We start from the raw sequence: 24,742 nt of genomic DNA on the forward strand, positions 1-24,742 counted from the left end.
GGGTGGCGGCTACGCCTTACCCGGCCTACATAACGCACCCGTAGGCCCGGTAAGCGTAGCGCCACCGGGCTTTTAAACAAGGAGTGACAATGTCACATTTAAGCGAAGTGATTGCCCGCGTGGACGCTGCCGTAGAAGAGAGCGTCATCACCCACATGAACGAGCTGCTGATTGAGCTTAGCGATGATGCAGAGCTCAGCCGCGACGATCGCTACGCGCAGCAGCAGCGTCTGCGTACCGCCATTGCGCATCACGGGAAGCAGCATAAAGAAGAGATGGAAGCGCGCCACGAGCATCTGACGAAGGGCGGCACCATTATCTGACCGTCAGAACTGGCGGCGGGCCACCAGCCAGGCGCCCACCACCAGCATCACCGCACCGCACACCGGGCCAACCAGCGCGCGCAGCGGAATACCGTGGCTTCTCAGCACGTCCAGCGCCAGCCCACCAATCAGCTGGCTGGCGACCAGCACGGCAATTGTGGTTGCCGCGCCGACATTCTGATACCCGCTAATACTGGCAAAAACAAAAAATGACCCCAGCAGGCCCGGGATTAACGTCCACCAGCGGATCGTCGATGCCAGTTCGTTAAAACCGGCGAAGCCCTGTTTGATCAGCAAAATGGTGACAAACAGCACAATCCCCACCAGCGAGTTGAGCAGCATGGCGATGAGAATGGTGGATGCGTTCTGGGTGATGCGCACCATCAGGGTATTTTGCACTACCAGCCCAATACCTGCCGCGACCAGAAATGCCAGCGTTAACGATTGATTCATCAGATTGCGTCCGGATCGCTGCGTTCGTCGAGCTGCAGCTGCATAAAGGTTAAATCCAGCCAGCGGCCAAACTTGGTGCCCACCTGCGGCATCTGCCCGGTGGTGACAAAGCCAAGCGTTTCGTGCAGGTGAATCGACGTCTGGTTCTGCGCCTCAATCCCGGCCACCATCACGTGTTTACCGATTTTGCGCGCTTCGACGATCAACGCTTCCATGAGCGACCGGCCAATGCCTTTGCCCTGGTGCTGCGGGTGAACATAGACAGAGTGCTCAACCGTATGGCGAAAACCGTCGAACGCGCGCCAGTCGCCGAAAGAGGCATATCCTGCCACCACGCCCTCATTCTCCATGACCAGAACGGGATAACCCGCCAGCGTGCGCGCTTCAAACCACGCAATGCGGTTGTCGGTATCGACGGTTTTATCGTTCCAGATAGCGGCCGTATGCAGCACCGCGTGGTTATATATTTCGCCGATCGCGGCGCAATCCTCTTTGCTGGCATGACGAACAATCATGGGTGACCCTCTCTGTGTACTGTTCACTATAGTAGTACGATATTGTCACGATATTACACAAGAGACCGCCCGTACCGCTACGGCATAAGCCATATTTTTTTGTTATGAAAACAGCATTGTAATGCGCTTCATACACTATAGTATGACGTCATGAACACTATGACAGACAATATGAATCAACGGATTAGCGCGCGAATTCGCATCGAACGCGAGTCCCGCGGCTGGTCGTTGAGCGAGCTGGCTGACCGGGCAGGCGTCTCGCGGGCGATGATCCACAAGATAGAGCGCGGGGACAGTAGCCCAACGGCGACGCTGCTCGCGCGGTTATCCGGTGCCTTTGGTATCAGCATGTCGACGCTGATTGCGCGAGCGGAGATGCAGGAAGGCAAGCTTCTGCGCCTGGCCAATCAGCCCGTCTGGCGCGATCCGCAGTCCCACTACCTGCGTCGCCATGTGTCCCCCCGTACGGATTTGCCTATCGACCTGGTCCAGGTTGAGCTTCCGGCAGGCAGCGATGTGCCGATGCCCGCATCGTCATACGCCCTCGCACGTCAGCTGATCTGGCTGCAGTCCGGCGAGCTGGTGTTTCAGGAAGGGGATACGCGGCATGAAATGAAGGCCGGAGATTGCCTGGAACTGGGGCCACCGAACGACTGCCGCTTTATCAATGAAACGGATGAATCCTGCATTTATCTGGTCGTTCGGCTTAATCAGTCCGGCTCGTAATGCTAAAGCGGCCTGTCCGATAAGGGTCTAGTCTCTACTGACATTTGCACGACATACAGGAGCGATCTATGAGTCAATCTACCACGCAAAATCGTCGCTGGGTGCTGGCCTCCCGCCCGCACGGCGCGCCGTCTGCAGACAATTTTCGGTTAGAAGAACAGCCGGTTCCCACCCCCAAAGAGGGGCATGTGCTGCTGCGCACGGTCTGGCTTTCGCTGGATCCTTACATGCGCGGCCGCATGAGCGATGCGCCTTCCTATTCACCGCCGGTAGAAATTGGCGCGGTGATGGTGGGCGGTACGGTCAGCCGCGTCGAGCAGTCGAACCATCCCGATTTCACGCCGGGCGAATGGGTGCTGGGCTACAGCGGCTGGCAGGCGTATGAGCTGTCAGACGGCAGCGGCCTGGTGAAGCTGGGCGAAAACCCGTCGCATCCGTCCTGGGCGCTGGGCGTGATGGGGATGCCGGGCTTCACCGCGTATATGGGTCTGCTCGATATCGGCCAGCCGAAGGCGGGTGAAACCCTGGTGGTGGCTGCGGCTACCGGGCCGGTTGGCGCGACGGTGGGGCAGATCGGTAAAATCAAAGGCTGTCGGGTTATCGGCGTTGCGGGCGGTGCTGAGAAATGCCGCCATGCCGTCGAGGTGCTGGGATTCGACCAGTGCCTGGATCACCGCGCTGCTGATTTCGAGGCGCAGCTGGCGGCGGCCTGTCCGCAGGGTATTGACGTTTATTATGAAAACGTGGGCGGGAAGGTCTTTGATGCCGTGTTGCCGTTGCTGAACACCGCCGCGCGCGTGCCGGTGTGTGGGCTGGTGAGCGGCTACAATGCGACAGGTCTACCGGACGGACCGGATCGCCTGCCGCTGCTGATGGCGACCATCCTCAAGAAACGTATTCGCATGCAGGGGTTCATCATCGGGCAGGACTATGGACACCGCATCAGCGAGTTCCAGGAAGAGATGGGACGCTGGGTTCAGGAAGGCAAAATCCACTATCGTGAGCAAGTCACTGAGGGGCTGGAGAAGGCGCCAGAGACGCTCATTGGCCTTCTTGAAGGCAAAAATTTTGGTAAGGTCGTGATACGCGTCGCAGCGGACAACGGTTAAAACGGTTATGGCGGGTTTTTCCCGCCATATTTATTTGTGAAGATACGATATATTGTCTTTAATTAACCTGCACAGCTTACCGCTTCGTCAACGCTGATGAGTAAGCGAGCAATAAATAAACAACTTTGTACGACTTGGCGTTTAATACGCACTTCCCACCACCAGGCATGCGATACAGGATATATCGAAGCCGCGTCATTTTTTAAACTGGCGCTTAAAAAAAGCATAATGTTTTTGTTATGGGAATAGAACATGCTTGATTTGGATCATTTACAAAAAGCGCAAAGAATCAGTCTTACTATGCAAGTTGAGATTAGCCTGAAAGGAGCTTTAATTACCGGTTCACTAAAACCCGGCGCCCGGCTGATCACCAAAGAGATTGCTGATAAATTAGGCACCAGCATCACGCCAGTTCGGGAGGCATTGCTGCGGTTGGTCTCCGCAGGCGCGCTCCATGCCACACCCGCGCAGGCGTTTCTGGTGCCCGAAGTCACGTTGGATCGTTATAACGAAATAAATGCTATCCGCAAGCAGCTTGAACCGATGGCGGTCGCTGCGGCCTGCGCAAATATGTCGGATACGAAACTCAGCGCGTTACGCACGCTGTCTGACAGTTTCCATGACGCAATGCAGAAAGGGAACGTACAGCAGGCGCTGCATGCCAACCGCGTATTCCGTTTTACGCTCTATGAATATGCAGAAATGCCGACGCTGAGCGCGCTGATTGAGCAGCTCTGGGTGCGTATCGGACCGTGCATCAATTATTTGCAGGAAGAGCTGAAGGATGTCCCATCCGAAACCTACCACTACGCCGACCTGCTGTCCGCGCTGGAGCGAAGGGACGTCACTGCCAGCCAGAAAGCGATCGACAGAGCCATTGATGAAGCCAATATACTTTTACAACGGCAATATTTTAGTTGAGGGATTATTTCGGCGTGCACGAAAGGTATATTTCGACTTTTTTAAATAAAAAGTCCCTAATGCAAATTATATCTGGAACGTTATTTCATTTTCGCAAGTCGCTAATTTCCCGGCAGCGCTGCGCTGCCGGGTTTTAGTTACTCGAAACGATAAGAGACCGACAGTCCTACGCCATAGTTACGGCCAGGTGCCGGTTCGTAATAACGCCCGTTAGATTCATTCACAATCACCGAACCAACGTACTCTTTGTCGAACAGGTTATCGACGCGACCAAACACGTCCATTCCCCAGCTGCCGTAGTTGAATTTATACCCGGTGTTCAGACCGACCAGCGTGTAGGACGGTGCTTTCGCGGTATTTTCATCGTCCGCCATGATATCGCTCATGTAGCGCACGTCCGTTCCCGCGTACCAGCCTTCTTCAGGCTGCCAGCCAAACGAGGCGTAACCCATGTTACGGGCAATGCCCGGCATCCGGTTGCCGTTGCAGTCCGCGTCACCGCACACGTTGGTGCGGTAGGTGGCGTCCAGATACGTCCACGCCATTTTCAGCTTCCAGTTTTCAGCAAACTGCTGATCGAGGGAAACTTCCACGCCCTGACGGCGAGTTTTGCCGGCGTTTTTATAGCTGGTGCGGCCGTCCGAACTCGCGTCGGTCACGATCTCATCGTCGGTGTCGGTGCGGAACAGCGCTGCCGTCAGCAGGCCGTTGCCGACGCGCGTTTTGCTACCCACTTCATAAGTATTGTTGGTGGACGGCTTCAGGCCAATATTCAGTCCGCCTTTATCGTCTGAACGGTAGGAGAGTTCGTTGATGGTTGGCGTTTCAAAACCACGTCCCGCCGCCGCGTAGAGATTCCATGCGTCAGTTACCGCGTATTTCACAGAACCTGCAGGAAGCCACTTGTGGTAGCTCGCGTCGCCGCTGTCATCGCCGTTGCCCGGCGTAACGTAATGGTCGTTGGAGTCAAACCAGACGGAGCTGTAACGAACGCCAGCATCAACGGACAGCTTTTGCGTGAGCTGCCAGCGGGTTTGCAGATACGGGTCGACGTTCCACATCAGATTGCGTTCGTTGCGGCGTTTGTCCCCCTTGACGCCGTACTCCGGCACGCCGTTGTTCATCGCGAAGTTCTCATATCCGCGACGATCTTCGCTCATGTTTTCGTAATTCAGGCCGGTGGTAAAGGTAACCGGCACCAGAAGTTCACCGCGGTGCGTCCAGCGGGTATCAATGCCCTGATAATGCCGCTGCATGTCGATCACACCGCCGGAGTGGGTTGGCTTCAGCTGCGGCTGATACGGAATGGACTGATACTGCGTCATTTCACGCTCGCCGGCGTACATCATCACGCTCAGGTCGTCCTGCTCGCCGAGCTGACGGTCATAGCGCAGCCCCGCCTGGGTCTGCTTGATGGTCTTGCGCGTGTTGTACTGATCGCCGCGCGGAGACTGGCGCGGATTGTCCCGCCACTCCTGATAGTCCAGCCCGCCCGGATCGTTGGCCTTCATGTCCACGCTGTTGAAGATCAGCGTCAGCTTGCTGGCATCATCAATGCGCACCCCCAGCTTCGCGTTGGCGAGGTTTTTACGCGCGCCGCTGTGATCGCGGTAGCCTTTTGTGGTGAAGCGGGTGGTGGAGACGGTGTAGTCCACATCGCCTGCATGGGTACCATCGCCCATCGCGCCGGTGGCTTTCATCCCGTAGCGCCAGGTTCCGTAGCTGCCATAGTAGCTGCTGGCTTCAATGGTCGGCGGCTGTTGCCCGGTTTGGGTGTTGATGTTAATCACACCGCCCGAGGCGTTACCGTAGAGGGCAGAGAACGGCCCGCGCAGCACTTCGACGCTGTCGATGCTGCTGAGGTCGATGTTTGAGGTCTGGCCCTGACCATCCGGCATGGTGGCCGGAATGCCGTCAACGTACATGCGAATACCGCGCACCCCGAAGGTAGAGCGCGCGCCAAATCCACGCATGGAAAGCTGCAGGTCCTGGGCATAGTTCTGGCGGTTCTGAATTTGCAGGCCGGGCACGCCGCCAAGGGATTCAGACAGGTTGATACGCGGTGCAGCCTGGCGCATATCATCGCCATTCACCACGCTGACCGCCGCTGGCGTATCAAGCTCCGAAACGGTTTGCGGTGTGGCGCTGACGATCATGGTCTGTTCCTCTGCGCCCATTGCGATGAAGGGGGCAAAAGTAACGGGAACCAGCAGCAGCGGAAGCGTCGCCTTACGGGCAGAAATGATTTTCATGAATAAAACCGGTTGTGGAATGGTAACGAACCAAATGGAACATGTGCATGCATGTTAAATCTTTTGTAAATGTTTTGAAAACTATAACCGCACATTGCGTTAATGAAAGGGCCGAGAGGAAAGAAAAACTCCACATTCATCGGATTAATGATTACTATTCTCATTCAAATAACGGCAATGCCATGACGCTGCCGGATGGAAGCGATGTCAGCAGTACACACCTCTTATAAAAAGGAATTGTTATGTCTTTACGTCATCTGTGCTCGCCGCGCCTGCGTGGTTCTCTGCTGTTAGGCTCTTTACTGTTCGCCGGATCGTTCCAGGTTCATGCTGCCGAAGAGATGCTGCGCAAAGCGGTAGGTAAAGGCGCCTATGAAATGGCCCTGAGCCAGCAGGAGAATGCGCTGTGGGTTGCGACGTCGCAAAGCCGTAAAACCGATAAGGGCGGCATTGTTTACCGTCTGGATCCGGTCACGCTGGACGTGACGCAGGTCATTCATAACGATCTCAAGCCGTTCGGCGCGACGATTGATAACGCCACCCAGACGCTGTGGTTTGGTAACACCACCAGCAGCGCGGTGACCGCGATTGACGCGAAAACGGGCGATGTGAAAGGGCGCCTGGTGCTGGACGATCGTAAGCGCAGCGAAACGGTCAAACCGCTTCAGCCGCGCCAGCTGGTGGCAGATGACACCACCAACACGGTTTACATTACGGGTATCGGCAAAGAGAGCGTGATTTGGGTGATTGATGGCAAAACGCTGAAGCTCAAAGACACCATCGCCAACACCGGTACGTTCAGCACCGGCCTGGCGCTGGACGCGCAGGCAAAACGCCTGTACACCACTAATGCCGACGGCGAGCTGGTAACGATTGACACGGCAACCCATAAAATTCTGAGCCGCAAAAAAGTGCAGGACGACGGGAAAGAGCACTTCTACCTGAACCTGAGCCTGGATACCGCAGGGCAGCGCGCCTTTGTGACCGATTCCAAACAGCCTGAAGTGCTGGTAGTGAGCCTGAAGGACGGCAGCGTGATGGCAAAAGTTGCTGCGCCAGAATCGCTGGCGGTGCTGTTTAACCCGGCGCGCAATGAGGCCTACGTAACGCACCGTGAAGCAGGGAAGGTGAGCGTGATTGACGCGAAAACCTACAAAGTGACGAAAACCTACGATACGCCGGTATATCCGAACAGCCTTGCGCTGTCTGCCGACGGTAAAACCCTGTACGTGACGGTGAAACAGAAGTCGACTCGCCAGCAGGAAGCCACTCAGCCTGACGACGTCATTCGTATCGCGCTGTAAGGTTGGAATTGCCCGGCGGCGCTGCGCTTACCGGGCCTGGAAAACTTCGAACTATAGCCGGGTAAGGCGTAGCCGCCGCCCGGCTTTTTTATTAACGCGACGTCTCTTCAACCAGCGGGCGGCCCGGTTTTTCATCATCAGGATGAACCGGCGCGGTGCTGTGAATTTCGTTAACGCGTTTACGCACGCCAAACCAGCCTGCAATCAGCAGCACGGCCAGCAGCGGAATGGTCGCAATGGTGTAAGTGCCGTTCGGATAGTCGAACGCCATCAGCACCAGCACGCTGAACAGGAACAGCAGGGTGAGCCATGAGGTGACGGGCGCGCCCGGCATTTTGAAGCTAACGTCAGCGGCTTTTCCTTCTTTGATCGCTTTGCGCAGGCGCATCTGGCACACCACGATAAACGCCCAGGAGGCGATAATGCCCAGCGCGGCAACGTTCAGTACGATCTCAAATACCTGAGACGGAACCAGGTAGTTAAGGAACACGCCAAACACGTATACGACCAGCGTCGCAAGAATGCCCGCGTAAGGTACCTGCTGCTTGCTCATCTTCGACATGAACTTCGGCGCAGAGCCACCCATCGACATCGAGCGCAGAATACGGCCAGTAGAATACAGGCCAGAGTTCAGGCTTGAGAGCGCCGCCGTCAGCACCACGATGTTCATAATGCTGCCTACGTAAGGCACGCCCAGCTTAGAGAAGAAGGTCACAAACGGGCTTTGACCCGCCTGATAGGCGTTCCACGGCAGAAGCAGTACCAGCAGCACCACGGAACCCACATAGAACAGGCCGATACGCCAGATCACGCTGTTGATGGCTTTTGGCACCATCGTCTGCGGATCCTTACATTCGCCGGCCGCCGTCCCCACCAGTTCGATGGAGGCAAAGGCAAACACCACGCCCTGAACCAGCACCAGCGCAGGCAGCAGGCCGTGCGGGAAGAAGCCGCCGTTATCGGTTATCAGGTGGAAGCCCGTGGCATTGCCGTCCAGCGGTTTACCGCTGCCGAGGAATACCGTACCCACCACCAGGAAAATCACGATCGCCAGCACTTTCACCAGCGCAAACCAGAACTCCATCTCAGCGAACCACTTCACGCCGATCATGTTCATGGTGCCGACAATCGCCAGCGCGCCGAGGGCAAAGACCCACTGCGGCACATCGCCGAACGCGCCCCAGTAGTGCATGTACAGCGCAACGGCGGTGATATCGACGATACCGGTCATCGCCCAGTTAACGAAATACATCCAGCCCGCAACGTAGGCCGCTTTTTCGCCGAGGAACTCACGGGCATAGGAGACAAAGCTGCCGCTTGAAGGGCGGTGCAGTACCAGTTCGCCCAACGCACGGAGAATAAAGAAGGAGAAAATCCCGCACACCAGATAGACCAGTGCCAGGGCGGGGCCTGCCATCTGGAGACGCGCGCCAGCCCCTAAAAACAGACCTGTACCGATAGCGCCGCCGATGGCGATCATTTGAACCTGACGGTTGCCCATCGCTTTGTGGTAGCCCTCTTCATGAGAGTTCAACCAGCGACGTTTCGCAGCGTGATGATCGGCTGCGCTTTTATTGCTTGTTTTCATTAAGTTACCTGTTTGCCTGTCTGAACCATTAACGTGATAGTCCTGCCTGGCAGAGAGCGAAACAAACGATTGCTTCCGCGCAGGCACATGTCACCTTTCCAGTCATTCTGCGTATGGATAAGGTGAAACATGGCGTGGCATCCTACCCGCAATTGATAAGTGACGCAAAATATAAGCGTGCCGAAGGTGATACATGTCGAAGGAAATCGTGTGGTCAGAGCAGACGAGGCTCACAACGCGCTGAATCGTGGCGATTTTTTAGACAATGCGGTCAGTGAACAGGGGATTTAATCATCAGATATGCTTAATAGTTACAAAGTGGTACAGCCCGCTATTCTCGCAGTGCCTCCATCAGCAGTGTGAAAGCGGTAGTGTGCTGCCGACGGCTTGGATAATACAAATGATAACCCTCAAAGGCCGGGCACCAGGCGTCCAGTACCCGGACTAAGCGTCCGTCAGCGAGGGCGTCCAGAATGGTGTCTTCCGGCACGTAGGCTAACCCCAGCCCGTTCTCAGCGGCATCAATGCGCTGCGGCAGGCTGTTAAGCGTCAGCTGCCCCTCGACCCGCACGCGGATCTCGCGTCCGTCGCGTGCAAACTCCCAGGCATACACTCCCCCGCGCGTGGGCAGGCGCATGTTGATGCAGCGGTGCGCGTCGAGCTGCTCCGGCGTTTCCGGAACGCCGAAACGGGCGAGATAGGCCGCCGAGCCCACGACGGCCATGCGCATATCCGGCGCGATCCGCACCGCTATCATATCCTTCGCCACCTGCTCACCCAGACGTACTCCCGCGTCGAATCGCCCATCCACGATGTCCGTCAGGCCGTTATCCACGGTGACCTCAACGTTGATGTCAGGATACTGCGCCATAAAGGGTTTCAGCACCGGCCAGAGGACGGAGGTCATCGCATGTTCGCCGGCGGTGATGCGGATATTCCCGGCGGGCGTATCACGCGTGTCGCGAAGGGCGGTCAGCTCCTGCTCAATCTCCAGCAGATGCGGGCTCAGGCGCACAAAGAGCCGTTCGCCGGCTTCGGTTGGGGCAACGCTGCGGGTGGTGCGGGTCAACAGTCGAACGTCCAGCCGCGCTTCGAGGTTACGCATCGCGTGGCTTAATGCCGATTGTGAAACCCCCAACTGCGCCGCCGCGCGGGTGAAACTGCGCTCGCGTGCGACAACCATAAAAGAGAGTAAATCGTTAAAATTGTCCTTAAGCATCGCGGTTTACCTCATTTATGAATTGTGTTCATGGTTCCTTTCTGATTATGCAGTCTAATGCTCACGCCACCTTTGCGCTACTGTTAGCGAAACAGCCAACGAGGAGTACAGCATGAAAATTATTCGTAGCGGTTCATTACCATCGATTCAGGGGCCCGAGGCCTGGTTTACCGGCACGGTACGTATTGATGCGCCATTCCAGGCGACGGAGCCGGCAAAGGTGGGTGGGGCGACGGTCACCTTTGAGCCCGGCGCGCGTACCGCCTGGCACACCCACCCGCTTGGGCAAACGCTGATCGTCACCCAGGGGCGCGGCTGGCTGCAGGAGTGGGGCAAAGAGGCAGAGCCGCTGAACCAGGGCGACATCGCGTGGATCCCACCGGGCGTTAAGCACTGGCACGGTGCGTGTGCGCAAACCGCGATGACGCATATTGCCATCGCCGAAGCGGTGAACGGCAGCCCGGTAGAGTGGCTGGAGAAAGTGACCGACGCACAGTACCCGAAAGTCTAGCCTTATGCGACACCGTTAGCAGGGTTATCCATTTCTGATTTCCGGCAATCCAAATGTAAATTAATTGTTTCTCAGAGGTGAAATTCGCCTTTAATAATGACGACATGTTAAGTCAAACGAGAACGCAACATGTCCTGGCGAATCAGCATTCTGGATAAAAGCCCCGTCGCAGAACACGAAACGGCCGCCGATGCGCTGGCACGTACCTTAACGCTGGCGCAGCAGGCGGAAACACTTGGTTATCACCGCTTCTGGATTGCCGAACACCACAATACCCCTCAGCTGGCCAGCCCTTCACCGGAACTGCTGATTGCCTGGATCCTCGGGCAAACAAAGCGCATCCGCGTCGGCTCTGGCGGCGTCATGCTTCAACACTACAGTCCGTATAAAGTCGCCGAAAATTTTAACGTCCTGGCCGCGCTTGCGCCGGGGCGCGTGGATCTTGGCGTCGGGAAAGCACCGGGCGGCCTGCCGCTCTCAACCCGCGCGCTGCAGCAGGCCCTGAACGCGCAGGAAAAGGGCAGCTTTGCTGAACAGCTGGCGCAGCTTGACGGCTGGATCCGTCCTGAAAATCAGACTGCAGAAGAGGCCGTTCGCGCCACGCCGCTGCCGCCGGTCCCCGCGCAAGGGTTCCTGTTGGGCGCCAGCACCGAAAGCGCGCTGCTGGCGGCGTCGCTCGACTGGAACTTTGTCTTTGCCGCCCATCTGAACGGCGATCCCGATCTTCTGCGCGATGTCGTCACGACCTGGCGTAAACACAGTGCCCGCGAGGTGATTGTGGCGGTACAGGCAATTATTGCCCCGACGCAGCACGAGGCCGAGGCATTAGCGGAGAAGGTAGAAGTCTGGGGCGTTGAGCTGGCAAACGGCCAGCGCGTCACCGTCGCCAGTGAAGAACAGGCCTACGCCTTTGCGCGTCAGGCGGGGAGTGAACCGGTCCGCATTGCCCGCCGGGCGCAGTCCCTGCTGGCAGGTACTGCAGAGTCGGTGCTGGATCGGCTCAACGGTCTGCATCAGCAGTGGGGCATTGACGAATTTATCATCGACACGCCGGTCGCGGAGGGGGCAACGCGCGTCGCGTCGCTGCGTCTGCTCGCCGAGGCGCGTCTTAACAGGGAGGTTACCGTATGAGCTTTGGTGAACAGCTGATTGCCTGGCGGCGCGAACTGCATCAGAACCCCGAGCTGTCGGGTCAGGAAGTCGAAACCACCGCGCGCCTGCGTCAGTGGCTGACGAACGCCGGTATTACTCCGCTGCCTTACGACCTGTCGACCGGGCTGGTGGCGGAAATTGGCACCGGCAGCAAGCTGATTGCGCTGCGGGCCGATATTGATGCTCTGCCGATCGAAGAGCGCAGCGGCGTGCCGTTTACCTCCCAGCGAGAGGGCGTGATGCATGCCTGCGGGCACGATATCCACACCAGCGTGATCCTCGGCGCGGCCTTGAAGCTGAAAGAGCGTGAGGACCAGCTTAACGGGCGCGTGCGCATCCTGTTCCAGCCTGCCGAAGAGAACTTCGGCGGCGCCAAAAGCATGGTGCGTGCCGGTGCGCTGCGCGACGTCAGCGCCATATTTGGCATGCACAACGAGCCGGGCCTGCCGGTCGGCGAGTTCGCCACGCGCGGGGGTCCGTTCTATGCCAACGTTGACCGCTTCGTGATCCGCATTACCGGCAAAGGTGCGCATGCCGCGCGTCCTCACGAAGGGAATGATGCCATCGTGCTGGCAAGCCAGCTGGTGACGGCGCTGCAAAGCGTTGCCAGCCGCAACGTCAACACGCTTGATTCGGTCGTGCTCAGCGTCACGCGTATCGCAGGGGGGAATACCTGGAACGTGCTGCCAGAGAGCGTCGAGCTGGAAGGCACGCTGCGCACGCACCGCACGGAAGTGCAGCAGAATGTGAAAGCGCGCGTCGGTGAAATCGCCGCCGGGTTTGCCAGCGCCTTTAGCGCGCAGATCGACATTATCTGGTATGCCGGACCGACCGCGCTGGTGAACGATGAGCGCTGGGCAGAATTTGCCACCTCGGTTGCCCGCGAGTCGGGCTACGAAACGCAGCATGCCGAGCTGCATATGGGCGGGGAAGATTTCGCCGTCTATTTACAGCAGATCCCGGGCGCGTTTGTCAGCATCGGCAGCGCCAGCCCGTATGGTTTGCATCATCCGGCATTTAATCCAGATGAAGCGCTGATTGAGCCCGCCGCCCGCTATTTTGCACAGCTTGCGGAAAAAGCCCTGCAACACGTTTAATTCATAAGAGGTGAATATGTCTGCAACCCGACAACTGCGGCTGGGAACCATTTTGCATGGTGCTTCCGGGAACATGTCTGCCTGGCGCCATCCTGCGGCCGCCGCGGATGCCAGTATTAATTTTAATTTCGTTAAAGAGACGGCGTTAAAAGCGGAAGAGGGCAAACTCGATTTCTTATTCGTCGCCGATGGCCTCTATATTAATGAAAAATCGATCCCGCATTTTTTAAACCGTTTCGAGCCGCTAACTGTATTGTCCGCGCTGGCCAGTATTACCTCACGTCTGGGGCTGGTTGGAACCTTATCAACGTCCTACAGCGAGCCGTTCACCGTGGCGCGCCAGTTCGCCAGCCTCGATCACCTGAGCAACGGACGCGCGGGATGGAACGTGGTGACGTCGCCGCTGGAAGGTTCGGCAAAGAATTTTTCACGCGAAAAACATCCCGAACACGCGCTGCGCTACCGTATTGCCGATGAGTATCTCGACGTCGTAAAAGGGCTCTGGGACTCATGGGAGGGCGATGCCTTTGTGCGAAATAAAGAGAGCGGCCAGTTTTTTGACCCGGCGAAACTGCATACCCTGGATCACCACGGAGACTTCTTTCAGGTTGCCGGGCCGCTGAATATTGGCCGCACGCCGCAGGGGCGCCCGATTGTTTTCCAGGCCGGCGCGTCGGACGACGGGAAAAAGCTGGCCGCGAAACACGCGGATGCCATTTTTACCCATCACGAAACGTTCGATGAAGCCAAAGCGTTTTATCAGGATGTAAAACAGCAGCTGGAAGCCAACGGCCGCCGCGCGTCAGATTTACACATTTTCCAGGGCGTCAGCGTGATTGTGGGCAACGATGCCGACGATGTGGAAAACCAGTATCAAGCCACGGCGGCGCTGGTGTCGATTCAGGATGCCCTGAACTACCTCGGGCGTTATTTTGAGCATCACGATTTCAGCCAATATCCCCTCGACGAGCCTTTCCCGGACGTCGGCGACTTAGGCAAAAACAGCTTTCGCAGCACCACGGATGAAATTAAACGCAATGCCGTCGAACGCGGCTTAACCCTGCGTCAGGTGGCGCTGGAGGCGGCCTCACCGCGCCCGCGCTTTTCCGGCACGCCGGAGCAGGTGGCGGACGGGCTGCAGGCCTGGTTTGAAGGCTACGCGGCGGATGGCTTCATTATTCAGGGCGGTACGCCGGACACCTTCCCGCGCTTTGTCGATCGGGTTGTGCCCGTTTTACAGGCTCGCGGCCTGTTCCGCACCGAGTACCCCGGCACCACGCTGCGCGAAAGCTTAGGTCTGGACGAACCCAAAAATCAGTTCACACAACAATAAAAGAGAACCCCGCTATGCAGAAAACATCGCTTGTTCTGGCGCTCGCGCTGGCCTTTACCCCTGCCGTCTGGGCAGAGAACGTGAACATTAACGGCACCGGCGTGAGCATCGAGGCCAACAAAACGCCGGTCAATACCGCCAAAAATAACTACGCGGTCGCGCAGCTGCCGAAAGACTACCGTTTTGCCGTGCCGGGCAAGTTTACCGTTGCGGTGGCGGGGCTGAACCAGCCGCCGCTGACGGTATTTTCCGACGACAACAAAACGCTGCTCGGGAGTGAAGTCGACGTCGCTCGCCTGGTCGCCGACAGCCTCGGGCTGGAGCTGAACGTGGTGCCAACCTCGTGGGAGGACTGGCCGCTGGGCGTGGCCTCCGGGAAATACGATGCGGCCATCAGCAACATCACCGTCACCAAAGAGCGCAAGGAGAAGTTTGACTTCGCGACCTATCGCAAGGATTCCCTTGGCTTCTACGTGAAGTCGACCAGCCCAATCAAGACGCTTGAAAAGGCAGAAGACATCGCCGGGCTGCGCATTATCGTCGGCTCAGGCACCAATCAGGAGGCCATCCTGCTGGCGTGGAATGCTGAAAACCTGAAGAAGGGGCTGAAACCCTTTACTCCGGTCTATACCAAAGACGACGCGGCCCAAACGCTGGCGCTCCAGTCAGGACGCGCGGATGCCTACTTTGGTCCGAACGTGATTGGCGCATGGAAAGCCGCGCTCAACGGTAAAACCAAACTGGTCGGCAGCGTCGACGGCGGCTGGCCGAAGGCGGCGCACATTGCGGTGACGCTGAAAAAAGGCGGCGGGCTGGTTGAGCCGGTGCAAACCGCGCTGAACGGCGTAATTAAGAACGGTGACTACGACAAGGTGCTGAACCGCTGGGGGGAAGGCGTTGAGCGTATCCCGAATTCGGAAGTGAACCCTGCGGGCCTGGGCGACTAAGGAGGCGCTATGCGCGAACAATTTCGTGACGTTTCGCCGGAGGACGCCGAACTTCAGCCCGTTATAGAAGGGCTGTTCGGTGAGTACGCCGCGCGCTACGGGGACTACTTTTCCAAAGATGCGGAAGTGGAACTCACCGAGTGGTACCTGGCGCCGCAGGGGCTGTTCATCGTCCTGGAGCGCGACGGGAGGATCATCGCGACCGGCGCGTACAAGCCCTTTGACGATCGCACCGCGGAAATCAAACGCATCTGGACCGATAAAACCCTGCGTCAGCAGGGGCTCGCGGGCCGCGTGGTGCAGGAGCTGGAGCGCAGGGCGGTGCTGGCGGGCTACAGCCAGATTTACCTGACCACGGGCTTCCGCCAGCCGGAAGCGGTGAAGCTCTATCTCAGCCAGGGGTATCAGGCGCAGTTCGATCTCAACCGCGATCCGGAAGAGTACAGCCAGCCGCCGTTCGATGGTCGGCTGCGCTTCACAAAAACGCTGGTGCGCGAAGCGTACAGTAAAACCGCATGAGGAACGACGATGAGCAACGTTGAAACCATTAAGGTGGTCCCGGCACGCTACCCGCTGCGCGCCGTCGGCGCCGCGGCTGCCCTGTTTGTGCTGGCCGTGGTGATCCAGTCCGTCGCGTTTAACCCGCGCTGGGAATGGGCGGTGTTCGCCCGCTGGTTCTTTGACCCGGTGATCCTTGAGGGCGTAGGGCAGACGCTGCTGCTGACGCTCATTGGTACCGCGCTGAGCGTGGTGATTGGCGGCCTGCTGGCGCTGGCGAGGCTCTCTTCGTCCTGGCTGCTGAGCAGCCTCGCCTGGGGCTACATCTGGCTGTTCCGCTCTCTGCCGCTGATCGTGGTGCTGATCATCCTTTACAACTTCTCCTACCTGTACGACACGCTCTCCCTCGGCGTACCGTTTACCGGCATCACCTGGGGCAGCTTCGACACCATTAACGTGCTGGGGCAGTTCTCTACCGCCGTGGTGGGGCTGACGCTGGTGCAGAGCGCCTACACCGCCGAAATCATTCGCGGGGGCTTCCTTGGCGTCGATCACGGCCAGTATGAGGCCGCCGCCGCGCTCGGTCTGCCGGCCTGGCGCCGCACGCTGCGCATCATCCTGCCGCAGGCGCTGCGCACGATTTTGCCATCCGGCTTCAATGAAATCATCAGCCTCGCCAAAGGCACGGCGATGGTTTACGTGCTGGCGATGCCGGAGCTGTTCTACACCATCCAGATGATCTACAACCGCACGCAGGAGGTGATCCCTCTCCTGATGGTCGGCGCCGTCTGGTATCTGGCGATCACCACCGTGTTGTCCGCAATTCAGCACGTTGTCGAGCGCGGTCTCGCCCGCAGCGAGCGCCGCTCCGCCGTAAACCAGAACCGGGCGACCAGCCGCGCCCGTTCCGTGACCACTACGCAAACGCAGGAGCCCGTCCATGCAAGCCTCTCCTGAAGGACACATTTCCATTACCGGCGTCAGTAAGTTCTTCGGCCGCCACAAGGCGCTCGATAACGTTACGCTGGAGATCCCGCCGGGCTCCGTGACGGTGATCCTCGGTCCGTCCGGCTCGGGCAAATCGACGCTGCTGCGCACCATTAACCATCTGGAGCGCGTCGACGAAGGGTTTATTCAGATCGACGGGGACTACATCGGCTACCGCCGTCAGGGTGACAAACTCTACGAGCTGAAGGAGAAAGAGATCCTCAAACAGCGCGTCAACGTGGGCTATGTGTTTCAGAACTTCAACCTCTTCCCGCACCTGACGGTGCTGGAAAACCTGATTGAGGCCCCCATTGCGCACAAGAAATTCAGCAAAAAAGAGGCTGTTGAAAACGCCTACGGCCTGCTGGACGTTGTCGGACTGCGGGATAAAGCCGACGCCTGGTCCCGACACCTCTCGGGCGGGCAGCAGCAGCGTATTGCGATTGCGCGCGCGCTGGCCCTGCGTCCCCGCGTGATGCTGTTCGACGAGCCGACCTCCGCGCTTGACCCGGAGCTCGTCGGGGAAGTGCTGGACGTCATTAAGAAACTCGCCCGCTCGGGCACGACGCTGGTGGTGGTCACCCATGAGATCGGCTTTGCTCGCGAAGTGGCGGATCAGGTGGTGTTTATGGTCGACGGGAAAATTGTAGAGCAGGGCAGCAGCGATGAGGTGTTGAACCGCCCGTCGCACGCGCGAACGCGCCAGTTCCTCTCCAAAGTGCTGTAAAGGAGCGCAGATGAAATATGGACTTTTGGCGGGGCTGGTTCTGACGACGGCAGGCCACGCGAGCATTGATGTTAAAGCAAACGAGCAGCCGCTGCCGGTAACGCTCGATCGGCAGGCGGTGGCGAAGATCCCGGCGAACTATAAGTTCGTTGAGCCGGGAACGCTCACGGTGGCGATTTCGGCCCTCAACTCGCCGCCCCTGGCGCTGCTGGCCAGCGATAATCGCACGCGCATCGGCAGCGATCCGGATATCGCCCGACTGCTGGCGGGCAGCCTGGGGCTAAAGCTGAAGCTGGTGCCGACGGCGTGGGAGGACTGGCCGCTGGGGATCGCCTCCGGGCGCTATGACGTGGCGCTGGTGAACATCGCCGTCACCGAGCAGCGTAAGGAGAAGTTTGATTTTGCAACCTACCGCGTTGACTCCCTGGCGTTCTCGGTGAAGTCCACCAGCGACGTTCAGTCAATCAAAAGCGCGGAAGACCTCGCGGGTAAAAAGGTGATAGTCGGCTCCGGCACCAATCAGGAACGCATTCTGCTGGGCTGGAACGACGAAAATAAAAAGGCCGGACGCGAGCCCGCGCTGCCGGTTTATCTGACAGACGATGCTTCCGGGAATTTGTACATTCAGTCCGGCAGGGCGGACGTCTTCTTTGGCCCGCAGTCGGTGTCTGCCTATAAGGCTGCGCTGACCGGCAAAACGCGCGTGGTGGGGCTAGGCCCGAAAAAAGCCTATGTCGCAACGACCACCAATAAAGGCAACGAGCTTGTCTATGCGCTGCAGGCCGCGCTGGACGGGGCAATCAGGCGCGGAGAGTACCAGAAGGTGCTGGCGCGCTGGGGCGAGCAGGGCGAAGCGGTGGCGCAGTCGGAGGTTAACCCGCCTGGGATAACCTATTAATGCTGCTCTACACTTAGGGTTTTCATCCCGGTGGGGGCTTCATGAATAAACTCTATGGCGTACCCGGCTGGGGATCGGCAATCAGTGAGGTGATGCTGACCCTGGCAAAGATTCCCTATCAATTTATCAACGTGGACGGGTTTGACCAGCCCGGCCCCCGGCGCGAGCTGCTGCAAAAGCTCAACCCGCTGTGTCAGGTGCCCACCCTGGCGCTGGAAAACGGCGAGATTGTGACCGAAACGGCTGCGATCGCGCTTATTATCCTTGACCGCTGTCCCGATCTTGCTCCTCCCGTCGGCCAGGCCGAACGCCAACAGTTTCAGCGGTTGCTCATCTGGTTTGTGGCGAACGTCTATCCCACCTTTACCTTTGCTGACTACCCCGAGCGCTGGGCGCCGGACGCCCCGGAACAGCTGAAGAAAAACTGCATCGAGTACAGAAAATCCCTTTATCTGTGGTTTGACAGGCAGCTCAGGGCCTCGCCCTTTGCGTTTGGCGAACGGCTGACCCTGCTCGACGTCTATATTGCGGTCGCGCGCACCTGGGGGCCGCGTCATGAGTGGTTCGCCGCTAACACGCCCAATATTACGTCGATCGCAGATTCCGTCTGCGCGCTGCCGGAACTGCACAAGGTGTTAAAGGCAAACGAAATTATCTGATAACGTGGAACGCTCACACACAACAGGACGCCTGCACATGCCACACGTTGATATCAAATGTTTTCCCCGCGATCTGAATGACGAACAAAAAACCGCCCTGGCGGCGGATATTGCCGAGGTGATTACGCGCCATCTGAACAGCAAGGACCGCTCCATTTCCGTTGCGCTGAATGAAGTTCAGGAAGCCGACTGGAAAGCGCAGGTCTGGGATACCGAGATCGGACCGAAGCTGGACGAGCTGATTAAGAAGCCCGGGTATTCGATGTAAGCGCTGTCGCGGTTTTTGTAGGCCGGGTAAGGCGAAGCCGCCGCCCGGCGATTCACTCGTACAATTCCGAATGCGCCACCAGCATTTCCAGCATCGCGTCCCGAATTTCATCTTTTGCTTCCCGCATCCATACCGCTTCCAGCGGCATTCCCGTGGCTTCTGACCCCGTAATCCGCACGAACTTCACGCCTGCCATTTGAAAACGGCTGCTCCATGAGGGCACGATCGCCAGGCCAATGCCCGCCGCGACGAGGTTGATAATGGTCTGTTTCTCATCCGCCATTTGTGACACTGTCACCTGAATCCCCGCATTGTGAAACAGATTCATGGTCAAATCATGACTATGCGGACGGGACCGCCGCTCAGGCAGGATCATCGGCATACCTTCCAGCTCGGCAATGTTTACCCATTCCCGTTCGGCAAAAGGGTGGCTGACGGGAAGCGCCAGAATGCCCGGCTCATGACATAAAAACAGGCGGCTAAACTGCGCATCGAGCTGTGACGGCGGCCGAATAAAAATCAGATCCAGCCTGCCGCTTTTCAGCTTTGGCAGCAGATGAACCGTCTTGTCTTCAAAAAGTTGGATCTCTACTTCCGGGTGGGTCTGGCGGAAAAGCTGCAGTAAACCTGGCAATAACCCGATCGCCGCGCTGTCGATGGTTCCTACCCGCAAAAGCGGCTGTGAGCGGCGCGGATTTTGACGAAATTGCAACATAATCGCATCCGCATGCGCGAGCAGCTTTCGCGCCTCTTCACGCAGCAGGATCCCGTTCTCGGTTAACGCCACGCGGCGCGTTGAACGCGTAAAGAGCCGTGTGCCAAGTGCCTCTTCTAAAAGACGTATATTTCTGCCGAGCGCCGATGGCAGCATATCCAGCCGATGGGCTGCCTCGCCAAAATGCAGCGTTTCGGCCACCGCCAGAAAACAACGTAAATGCTGAAGTTCCATTTTTCACCGCCCTCGATTATTGCATTTTTTTGTATAAACCGTAGCGCATGATCCTGCAAGAAAAATCCGCATACTCAACTGAGCAGCACGACTGCGAACCCTACATATAAAATTATAAGGAACACCTCTCATGACCTGCACAATCGAACAACGGGTCATGCGCAAGATAACCTTGCGCATCGTACCCTTCATCATGCTGTTGTACTTCATCGCCTTCCTTGACCGCGTCAACATTGGTTTCGCGGCGCTCACCATGAACGAAGACTTAGGTTTTTCTCCCGCCGTATTTGGTTTCGGCGCCGGGATCTTTTTTCTCGGCTATTTCCTGTTTGAAGTGCCGTCAAACCTGATTCTGCATAAGGTCGGGGCGCGTATCTGGATCGCCAGGGTAATGATTACCTGGGGGCTGGTCTCCGGCGGGATGGCCTTCGTTCAGGGCACCACCAGCTTCTACACCCTGCGTTTTCTTCTCGGGGTGGCGGAGGCCGGTTTTTTCCCGGGGATCATTCTTTATTTAAGCTACTGGTTTCCTTCACAAAAGCGTGCGCAGGTGACAGCCATCTTTATGGCGGCGGCGCCCATCTCCACGGCGCTCGGTTCACCGGTTTCCGCTGCGCTGCTGGAAATGCACGGACTGATGGGCTTTGCCGGGTGGCAGTGGATGTTCGTTCTTGAAGCCGTGCCGGCGGTGATCCTCGGCGTGATGGTGCTCTTCTGGCTGACCGACCGCCCTGAAAAAGCGAAATGGTTGAGCGAAGAAGAACGCGGCTGGCTGACCGGCACGCTGGCGCGCGAGAACGCGGCGAAGCAGGCCACGGCGCAGCACAGCATCTGGAAAGGGCTGTTCGATAAACGCGTGCTGGCACTGTCGCTGGTCTACTTTGGCACCTCCGCCGGGCTCTATACGCTGGGGATTTGGTCGCCGCAGATCATCAAAAACCTGGGCGTCTCATCAATGACGGTTGGGCTGCTGAACGCAATTCCTGCGGTACTCGCGGTCTGTGCGATGGTGCTGTGGGCGCGGCACTCTGACAAAACGGGCGAGCGTTCCTGGCACGTCATTGGCGCGTGTTTACTGGCTGCGGTGGGGCTGTTTATGGCCGGGAGCGCGGTCAGCCTCCTGGGCGTGATCCTTGCGCTGACCCTCGTTAACTGTGGGATAAGCGCCTCTAAGCCGCCGCTGTGGAGTATGCCAACGCTGTTTCTTTCGGGTGGGGCCGCCGCTGCGGGCATCGCCACCATTAACTCGCTGGGCAACCTCGGTGGATTTGTTGGGCCGTTTGCGATCGGCCTCATTAAGCAGCAGACCGGGAGCTACGCGTGGGGCCTGTGGTTTGTCGCCGGGCTGTTGATTCTCTCTTCTCTCGTTGTGCTGTGGCTGTCGGCATCTGCCCGTAAAGTCCAGATCAACGGCACATTAGTTCATCCAAAACATTAATTAAGGAATAGACACATGAAAGATTACGCAATCGCCGCTATCCCGGCCGACGGTATTGGCCCGGAAGTCATTAACGCAGGCGTTGAAGTGCTTCATGCGCTGGCTGAACGTCAGGGAAATATGCGCTTCTCGGTTCATACCTTCGAGTGGGGCTCGGATTACTACAAAAGTCACGGCGTCATGATGCCGGAAGACGGGCTTGAACAGCTTAAAGCCTTTGATGCCATCTATTTTGGCGCGGTAGGCGCCCCGGACGTGCCGGATCACATCACGCTCTGGGGCCTGCGTTTGCCAATCTGTCAGGGCTTCGACCAGTATGCCAACGTACGCCCGACCAAAATTTTGCCGGGCATTCAGTCTCCGCTGCGCAAGGCCGTGCCGGGCACGCTGGACTGGGTGATTGTTCGCGAGAACTCAGAAGGGGAATATTCCGGTAATGGGGGCCGTGCGCACCGTGGGCTGCCGGAAGAGGTCGGCACCGAAGTGGCCATTTTTACCCGCACCGGGGTAACGCGCATTATGCGCTATGCGTTCCGCCTGGCGCAGACGCGCCCGCGTAAGCTGTTAACCGTCGTCACCAAGTCCAACGCCCAGCGTCACGGAATGGTGATGTGGGATGAAATCGCTGCCGAAGTGGCCCGTGAGTTCCCGGACGTCCGCTGGGATAAGATGCTGGTAGATGCCATGACCGTTCGCATGACGCTGCACCCGGAATCGCTGGATACCATAGTGGCAACGAACCTGCATGCGGATATCCTCTCGGATCTGGCGGGGGCGCTGGCCGGAAGCCTGGGCGTAGCGCCTACCGCCAATATCGATCCCGAGCGTCGATTCCCCTCGATGTTCGAGCCTATCCACGGTTCGGCGTTTGATATCACCGGTAAGGGCATCGCTAACCCGGTCGCCAGCTTCTGGACGGCGGCGCAAATGCTGGAACATCTGGGGGAGGCGGATGCCGCCGCTCGTTTGATGAGCGCCGTTGAAGCCGTCTGCGCCCAGGGCATTATGACGCCGGACGTAGGCGGCACGGCCAACACGCGGGAGGTTACCCAGGCGGTGATCCGCGCCATCCGTGAAGGTTAAGCCTATGGCTCAGACATCCGACAGCGCCCTGAGAGGGGCGCTTACTGAAATCTTCATGGCGGCAGTGAAAAGTGCCGATCCTTATGAAGCCCTGATAAGTGCGTTACCCGAGAAACCCCAGGGGCGCTGTATCGTGGTAGGCGCCGGGAAGGCCAGTGCCGCTATGGCTGCCGCGCTGGAAGCCGCCTGGCCCGAGGTGGAGATGCAGGGCGTGGTTGTCACGCGTTACGGTCACGCGGTGCCCACGCGCAGGATCCGCGTCGTCGAAGCCGCGCATCCCGTCTCGGATGCCATGAGCGAAGTAGCGTCAATGCTGATGATGGAGCAGGTGAAAAACCTCAGCGCCGAGGACTGTGTCATCGCCCTGATCTCCGGCGGTGGGTCGTCGCTGATGGCCTTACCGCGCCAGGGCATCACGCTTGCGGACAAACAGGCGGTGAATAAAGCACTGCTGAAAAGCGGGGCGACGATTCAGGAGATGAATACCGTTCGTAAGCAGCTCTCCGATATCAAAGGCGGTCGTCTGGCGCTGGCGGCGCTTCCGGCGCGGGTGATTACGCTCATCATCAGCGATGTGCCGGGTGACGATCCGCAGAGCATTGCCTCTGGACCGACGGTAGCCGACACCTCCACCCCGCAAGAAGCCCAGGATATTATTCATCGTTACGGTCTTGAGCTGCCTGAGAACGTGCTGCGTGTATTGAACACGCCGCGTAAGCCCGTTACGCCTGCGGAAATTACTCAGGATGTCAGATTGATCGCAACGCCCTCGGGCGCGTTAGCCGCCGCAGCGTCGGTGGCCGAGAAAATGGGCTACACGCCGCTGATCCTGGGCGATGCGCTGGAAGGCGAAAGCGCGCAGCTGGGGATAATGATGGCCGGGATTGCAAGGTCCATCAAACGGCACGGCGTACCGGTAAAAGGCCCTGCGGTGCTGTTGAGCGGCGGGGAAACCACGGTGACAATAGGCGCTGCCGGCGCAGGACGCGGGGGGCGGAATACGGAGTTTTTACTCTCGCTGGCCTGCGCCTTGAAAGGCGAGGAGGGGGTTTACGCCATCGCGGGCGACAGCGATGGCATAGACGGGACGGAGGATGCTGCAGGGGCAATTGTGACCCCGGAAACCCTTTCGCGCTCAACGCTTGATGCGAAGGCGACGCTCGCGGCGCATGACAGCTACAGCTATTTTGCTTCGAGCGGAGATCTGGTGATCACCGGCCCGACCCTCACCAACGTGAACGATATTCGGGCGGTCATTGTGCTTTAACGTGAAATTAAGCCGGACGGCGGCGGATGTCCGGCTTACGCGATCTCTTCTTATTATCCCGCTATCTCGCCTGCAGTAAAATTTCCATCAGCCCCGGAAAGCGGGCGTCCAGATCCTCTCTTCGTAAAGAGATTAAGTTCTCTCGCCCCTGAGGGCGCTGCCAGATCACGCCGCTGTCGCGCAGCACGCGCCAGTGGTGGGTCATGGTGGACTTCACCACGTCCTCCGGGCGTAGCGCGTTGCAGCTCAGTTCACTGCCGTCGGCCAGCCTGCGGATAATCGAGAGCCGGAGCGGGTTGCCGAGGGCAAACAGCACATTTTCCAGCAGTATTTGTTCAGGTTCCGGGTGGTTTGGGATCATCGTTTTCCTGCGTCTCACGTCAGATTGAGCTATATCAACAATAGGCCAACCGTTAAAAAATAGTTCGATAATACTCGTACAATAAGACTATTATAGCAAACGAACGAATACGCGACCATCCCGGTCGTCACAGACAAGTCAAAAGACTTAAGGAAAT

Annotated in this window: 26 protein-coding genes; 19 read left to right on the plus strand and 7 right to left on the minus strand. The window is 58.1% G+C overall.

What is annotated here, in order from left to right; translation table 11 throughout:
* The first annotated feature begins 89 nt into the window (after positions 1–89).
* Positions 90–323 (plus strand): YdcY family protein, encoded by a 234-nt coding sequence (locus D5067_RS11035; protein WP_119936548.1) that lies wholly within the window; start codon positions 90–92, stop codon positions 321–323.
* A 3-nt stretch (positions 324–326) separates the two neighbouring features.
* Here D5067_RS11035 and D5067_RS11040 read toward each other — a convergent pair whose 3' ends face one another.
* Positions 327–776: a DMT family transporter gene (locus D5067_RS11040; RefSeq protein ID WP_119936549.1), complete on the minus strand. Its 450-nt coding sequence runs from the start codon at positions 774–776 to the stop codon at positions 327–329.
* On the minus strand, positions 776–1,291 hold the full coding sequence (locus D5067_RS11045) for a GNAT family N-acetyltransferase (RefSeq protein WP_119936550.1): 516 nt from the start codon (positions 1,289–1,291) through the stop codon (positions 776–778). Before D5067_RS11045 ends, D5067_RS11040 begins: the two co-directional genes overlap by 1 nt.
* 150 nt (positions 1,292–1,441) lie before the next feature.
* Between D5067_RS11045 and D5067_RS11050 the strand changes: the two genes are divergently transcribed.
* The 3 genes from D5067_RS11050 to D5067_RS11060 all read left to right on the plus strand — a co-directional run bounded on the left by D5067_RS11050 (position 1,442) and on the right by D5067_RS11060 (position 4,047).
* Positions 1,442–2,017, plus strand: coding sequence for a helix-turn-helix domain-containing protein (locus tag D5067_RS11050; RefSeq protein WP_119936551.1), 576 nt, complete (start codon positions 1,442–1,444; stop codon positions 2,015–2,017).
* A gap of 68 nt (positions 2,018–2,085) precedes the next feature.
* Positions 2,086–3,126 carry an NADPH-dependent curcumin/dihydrocurcumin reductase gene (curA, locus tag D5067_RS11055; protein WP_119936552.1) on the plus strand — a complete coding sequence of 347 codons (1,041 nt, stop codon included), beginning with the start codon at positions 2,086–2,088 and terminating at the stop codon, positions 3,124–3,126.
* Positions 3,127–3,378: 252 nt separating this feature from the next.
* On the plus strand, positions 3,379–4,047 hold the full coding sequence (locus tag D5067_RS11060) for a GntR family transcriptional regulator (protein WP_119936553.1): 669 nt from the start codon (positions 3,379–3,381) through the stop codon (positions 4,045–4,047).
* A 137-nt stretch (positions 4,048–4,184) separates the two neighbouring features.
* On the opposite strand, the gene pqqU is transcribed toward D5067_RS11060, so the two are convergent.
* Positions 4,185–6,299 carry a TonB-dependent receptor PqqU gene (gene pqqU / locus D5067_RS11065; protein WP_119936554.1) on the minus strand — a complete coding sequence of 705 codons (2,115 nt, stop codon included), beginning with the start codon at positions 6,297–6,299 and terminating at the stop codon, positions 4,185–4,187.
* Positions 6,300–6,541: 242 nt separating this feature from the next.
* On the opposite strand from pqqU, the gene yncE reads away from it, so the two are divergent.
* Positions 6,542–7,603, plus strand: coding sequence for a 7-bladed beta-propeller protein YncE (gene yncE / locus D5067_RS11070; RefSeq protein WP_119936555.1), 1,062 nt, complete (start codon positions 6,542–6,544; stop codon positions 7,601–7,603).
* A gap of 91 nt (positions 7,604–7,694) precedes the next feature.
* Here the strand turns inward: yncE and ansP are convergent, their stop codons facing one another.
* A complete protein-coding gene (gene ansP / locus D5067_RS11075; RefSeq protein ID WP_119936556.1) occupies positions 7,695–9,191 on the minus strand; it encodes an L-asparagine permease in 1,497 nt (498 codons plus the stop codon).
* 331 nt (positions 9,192–9,522) lie between these two features.
* Positions 9,523–10,410 carry a LysR family transcriptional regulator gene (locus D5067_RS11080; RefSeq protein ID WP_119936557.1) on the minus strand — a complete coding sequence of 296 codons (888 nt, stop codon included), beginning with the start codon at positions 10,408–10,410 and terminating at the stop codon, positions 9,523–9,525.
* A gap of 112 nt (positions 10,411–10,522) precedes the next feature.
* Between D5067_RS11080 and D5067_RS11085 the strand changes: the two genes are divergently transcribed.
* The 11 genes from D5067_RS11085 (at position 10,523) to pptA (ending at position 19,487) form a co-directional block, all read left to right on the plus strand.
* The gene (locus D5067_RS11085) at positions 10,523–10,921 is read left to right on the plus strand and encodes a (R)-mandelonitrile lyase (protein WP_119936558.1); all 399 of its coding nucleotides are present in this window, start codon (positions 10,523–10,525) and stop codon (positions 10,919–10,921) included.
* Between the two features lie 129 nt (positions 10,922–11,050).
* Complete coding sequence (locus D5067_RS11090) at positions 11,051–12,052, plus strand: LLM class flavin-dependent oxidoreductase (RefSeq protein WP_119936559.1); 1,002 nt, start codon at positions 11,051–11,053, stop codon at positions 12,050–12,052.
* Positions 12,049–13,170 (plus strand): amidohydrolase, encoded by a 1,122-nt coding sequence (locus D5067_RS11095; protein ID WP_119936560.1) that lies wholly within the window; start codon positions 12,049–12,051, stop codon positions 13,168–13,170. The genes D5067_RS11090 and D5067_RS11095 overlap by 4 nt, the downstream gene beginning before the upstream one ends.
* A gap of 16 nt (positions 13,171–13,186) precedes the next feature.
* Positions 13,187–14,503: an LLM class flavin-dependent oxidoreductase gene (locus tag D5067_RS24245; protein WP_119936561.1), complete on the plus strand. Its 1,317-nt coding sequence runs from the start codon at positions 13,187–13,189 to the stop codon at positions 14,501–14,503.
* 14 nt (positions 14,504–14,517) lie between these two features.
* Positions 14,518–15,450: an ABC transporter substrate-binding protein gene (locus D5067_RS24250; protein WP_119936562.1), complete on the plus strand. Its 933-nt coding sequence runs from the start codon at positions 14,518–14,520 to the stop codon at positions 15,448–15,450.
* A 9-nt stretch (positions 15,451–15,459) separates the two neighbouring features.
* On the plus strand, positions 15,460–15,969 hold the full coding sequence (locus tag D5067_RS11105) for a GNAT family N-acetyltransferase (RefSeq protein ID WP_119936563.1): 510 nt from the start codon (positions 15,460–15,462) through the stop codon (positions 15,967–15,969).
* Between the two features lie 9 nt (positions 15,970–15,978).
* On the plus strand, positions 15,979–16,905 hold the full coding sequence (locus D5067_RS11110) for an amino acid ABC transporter permease (RefSeq protein WP_119936564.1): 927 nt from the start codon (positions 15,979–15,981) through the stop codon (positions 16,903–16,905).
* On the plus strand, positions 16,889–17,662 hold the full coding sequence (locus D5067_RS11115) for an amino acid ABC transporter ATP-binding protein (RefSeq protein WP_119936565.1): 774 nt from the start codon (positions 16,889–16,891) through the stop codon (positions 17,660–17,662). Before D5067_RS11110 ends, D5067_RS11115 begins: the two co-directional genes overlap by 17 nt.
* 10 nt (positions 17,663–17,672) lie before the next feature.
* On the plus strand, positions 17,673–18,560 hold the full coding sequence (locus tag D5067_RS11120) for an ABC transporter substrate-binding protein (protein WP_162497939.1): 888 nt from the start codon (positions 17,673–17,675) through the stop codon (positions 18,558–18,560).
* Between the two features lie 41 nt (positions 18,561–18,601).
* Complete coding sequence (locus D5067_RS11125) at positions 18,602–19,219, plus strand: glutathione S-transferase family protein (RefSeq protein ID WP_119936566.1); 618 nt, start codon at positions 18,602–18,604, stop codon at positions 19,217–19,219.
* A gap of 37 nt (positions 19,220–19,256) precedes the next feature.
* Complete coding sequence (pptA, locus tag D5067_RS11130) at positions 19,257–19,487, plus strand: tautomerase PptA (RefSeq protein WP_039028695.1); 231 nt, start codon at positions 19,257–19,259, stop codon at positions 19,485–19,487.
* Positions 19,488–19,539: 52 nt separating this feature from the next.
* Here pptA and D5067_RS11135 read toward each other — a convergent pair whose 3' ends face one another.
* Positions 19,540–20,436, minus strand: a complete 897-nt coding sequence (locus D5067_RS11135) for a LysR family transcriptional regulator (RefSeq protein ID WP_119936567.1) — start codon at positions 20,434–20,436, stop codon at positions 19,540–19,542.
* 130 nt (positions 20,437–20,566) lie between these two features.
* Here D5067_RS11135 and D5067_RS11140 point away from each other — a divergent pair, with 130 nt between their 5' ends.
* The 3 genes from D5067_RS11140 to D5067_RS11150 are packed head-to-tail and all read left to right on the plus strand — an operon-like array spanning position 20,567 to position 24,224.
* Positions 20,567–21,874 carry an MFS transporter gene (locus D5067_RS11140; protein WP_119936568.1) on the plus strand — a complete coding sequence of 436 codons (1,308 nt, stop codon included), beginning with the start codon at positions 20,567–20,569 and terminating at the stop codon, positions 21,872–21,874.
* A 15-nt stretch (positions 21,875–21,889) separates the two neighbouring features.
* Entirely contained in the window at positions 21,890–22,957 is a 1,068-nt protein-coding gene (locus D5067_RS11145) for a tartrate dehydrogenase (protein ID WP_119936569.1), read from the plus strand.
* Between the two features lie 4 nt (positions 22,958–22,961).
* Positions 22,962–24,224 (plus strand): glycerate kinase type-2 family protein, encoded by a 1,263-nt coding sequence (locus D5067_RS11150; RefSeq protein ID WP_119936570.1) that lies wholly within the window; start codon positions 22,962–22,964, stop codon positions 24,222–24,224.
* 61 nt (positions 24,225–24,285) lie between these two features.
* Here the strand turns inward: D5067_RS11150 and D5067_RS11155 are convergent, their stop codons facing one another.
* Positions 24,286–24,585, minus strand: a complete 300-nt coding sequence (locus D5067_RS11155) for an ArsR/SmtB family transcription factor (protein ID WP_119936571.1) — start codon at positions 24,583–24,585, stop codon at positions 24,286–24,288.
* Positions 24,586–24,742: the final 157 nt, after the last annotated feature.

The organism is Enterobacter huaxiensis, from assembly GCF_003594935.2.
GTDB lineage: Bacteria > Pseudomonadota > Gammaproteobacteria > Enterobacterales > Enterobacteriaceae > Enterobacter > Enterobacter huaxiensis.

Coding starts and splice junctions, on each gene's coding strand:
- D5067_RS11050 (WP_119936551.1), top strand. CDS start 1,442: ATGAACACTATGACAGACAATATGAATCAACGGATTAGCGCGCGAATT.
- D5067_RS11035 (WP_119936548.1), top strand. CDS start 90: ATGTCACATTTAAGCGAAGTGATTGCCCGCGTGGACGCTGCCGTAGAA.
- D5067_RS11120 (WP_162497939.1), top strand. CDS start 17,673: ATGAAATATGGACTTTTGGCGGGGCTGGTTCTGACGACGGCAGGCCAC.
- D5067_RS11135 (WP_119936567.1), bottom strand. CDS start 20,436: ATGGAACTTCAGCATTTACGTTGTTTTCTGGCGGTGGCCGAAACGCTG.
- D5067_RS24250 (WP_119936562.1), top strand. CDS start 14,518: ATGCAGAAAACATCGCTTGTTCTGGCGCTCGCGCTGGCCTTTACCCCT.
- ansP (WP_119936556.1), bottom strand. CDS start 9,191: ATGAAAACAAGCAATAAAAGCGCAGCCGATCATCACGCTGCGAAACGT.
- D5067_RS11145 (WP_119936569.1), top strand. CDS start 21,890: ATGAAAGATTACGCAATCGCCGCTATCCCGGCCGACGGTATTGGCCCG.
- pqqU (WP_119936554.1), bottom strand. CDS start 6,299: ATGAAAATCATTTCTGCCCGTAAGGCGACGCTTCCGCTGCTGCTGGTT.
- D5067_RS11085 (WP_119936558.1), top strand. CDS start 10,523: ATGAAAATTATTCGTAGCGGTTCATTACCATCGATTCAGGGGCCCGAG.
- pptA (WP_039028695.1), top strand. CDS start 19,257: ATGCCACACGTTGATATCAAATGTTTTCCCCGCGATCTGAATGACGAA.
- D5067_RS11080 (WP_119936557.1), bottom strand. CDS start 10,410: ATGCTTAAGGACAATTTTAACGATTTACTCTCTTTTATGGTTGTCGCA.
- yncE (WP_119936555.1), top strand. CDS start 6,542: ATGTCTTTACGTCATCTGTGCTCGCCGCGCCTGCGTGGTTCTCTGCTG.
- D5067_RS11110 (WP_119936564.1), top strand. CDS start 15,979: ATGAGCAACGTTGAAACCATTAAGGTGGTCCCGGCACGCTACCCGCTG.
- D5067_RS11040 (WP_119936549.1), bottom strand. CDS start 776: ATGAATCAATCGTTAACGCTGGCATTTCTGGTCGCGGCAGGTATTGGG.
- D5067_RS11060 (WP_119936553.1), top strand. CDS start 3,379: ATGCTTGATTTGGATCATTTACAAAAAGCGCAAAGAATCAGTCTTACT.
- D5067_RS11155 (WP_119936571.1), bottom strand. CDS start 24,585: ATGATCCCAAACCACCCGGAACCTGAACAAATACTGCTGGAAAATGTG.
- D5067_RS11090 (WP_119936559.1), top strand. CDS start 11,051: ATGTCCTGGCGAATCAGCATTCTGGATAAAAGCCCCGTCGCAGAACAC.
- D5067_RS11095 (WP_119936560.1), top strand. CDS start 12,049: ATGAGCTTTGGTGAACAGCTGATTGCCTGGCGGCGCGAACTGCATCAG.
- D5067_RS11045 (WP_119936550.1), bottom strand. CDS start 1,291: ATGATTGTTCGTCATGCCAGCAAAGAGGATTGCGCCGCGATCGGCGAA.
- D5067_RS24245 (WP_119936561.1), top strand. CDS start 13,187: ATGTCTGCAACCCGACAACTGCGGCTGGGAACCATTTTGCATGGTGCT.
- D5067_RS11140 (WP_119936568.1), top strand. CDS start 20,567: ATGACCTGCACAATCGAACAACGGGTCATGCGCAAGATAACCTTGCGC.
- D5067_RS11105 (WP_119936563.1), top strand. CDS start 15,460: ATGCGCGAACAATTTCGTGACGTTTCGCCGGAGGACGCCGAACTTCAG.
- D5067_RS11125 (WP_119936566.1), top strand. CDS start 18,602: ATGAATAAACTCTATGGCGTACCCGGCTGGGGATCGGCAATCAGTGAG.
- curA (WP_119936552.1), top strand. CDS start 2,086: ATGAGTCAATCTACCACGCAAAATCGTCGCTGGGTGCTGGCCTCCCGC.
- D5067_RS11115 (WP_119936565.1), top strand. CDS start 16,889: ATGCAAGCCTCTCCTGAAGGACACATTTCCATTACCGGCGTCAGTAAG.
- D5067_RS11150 (WP_119936570.1), top strand. CDS start 22,962: ATGGCTCAGACATCCGACAGCGCCCTGAGAGGGGCGCTTACTGAAATC.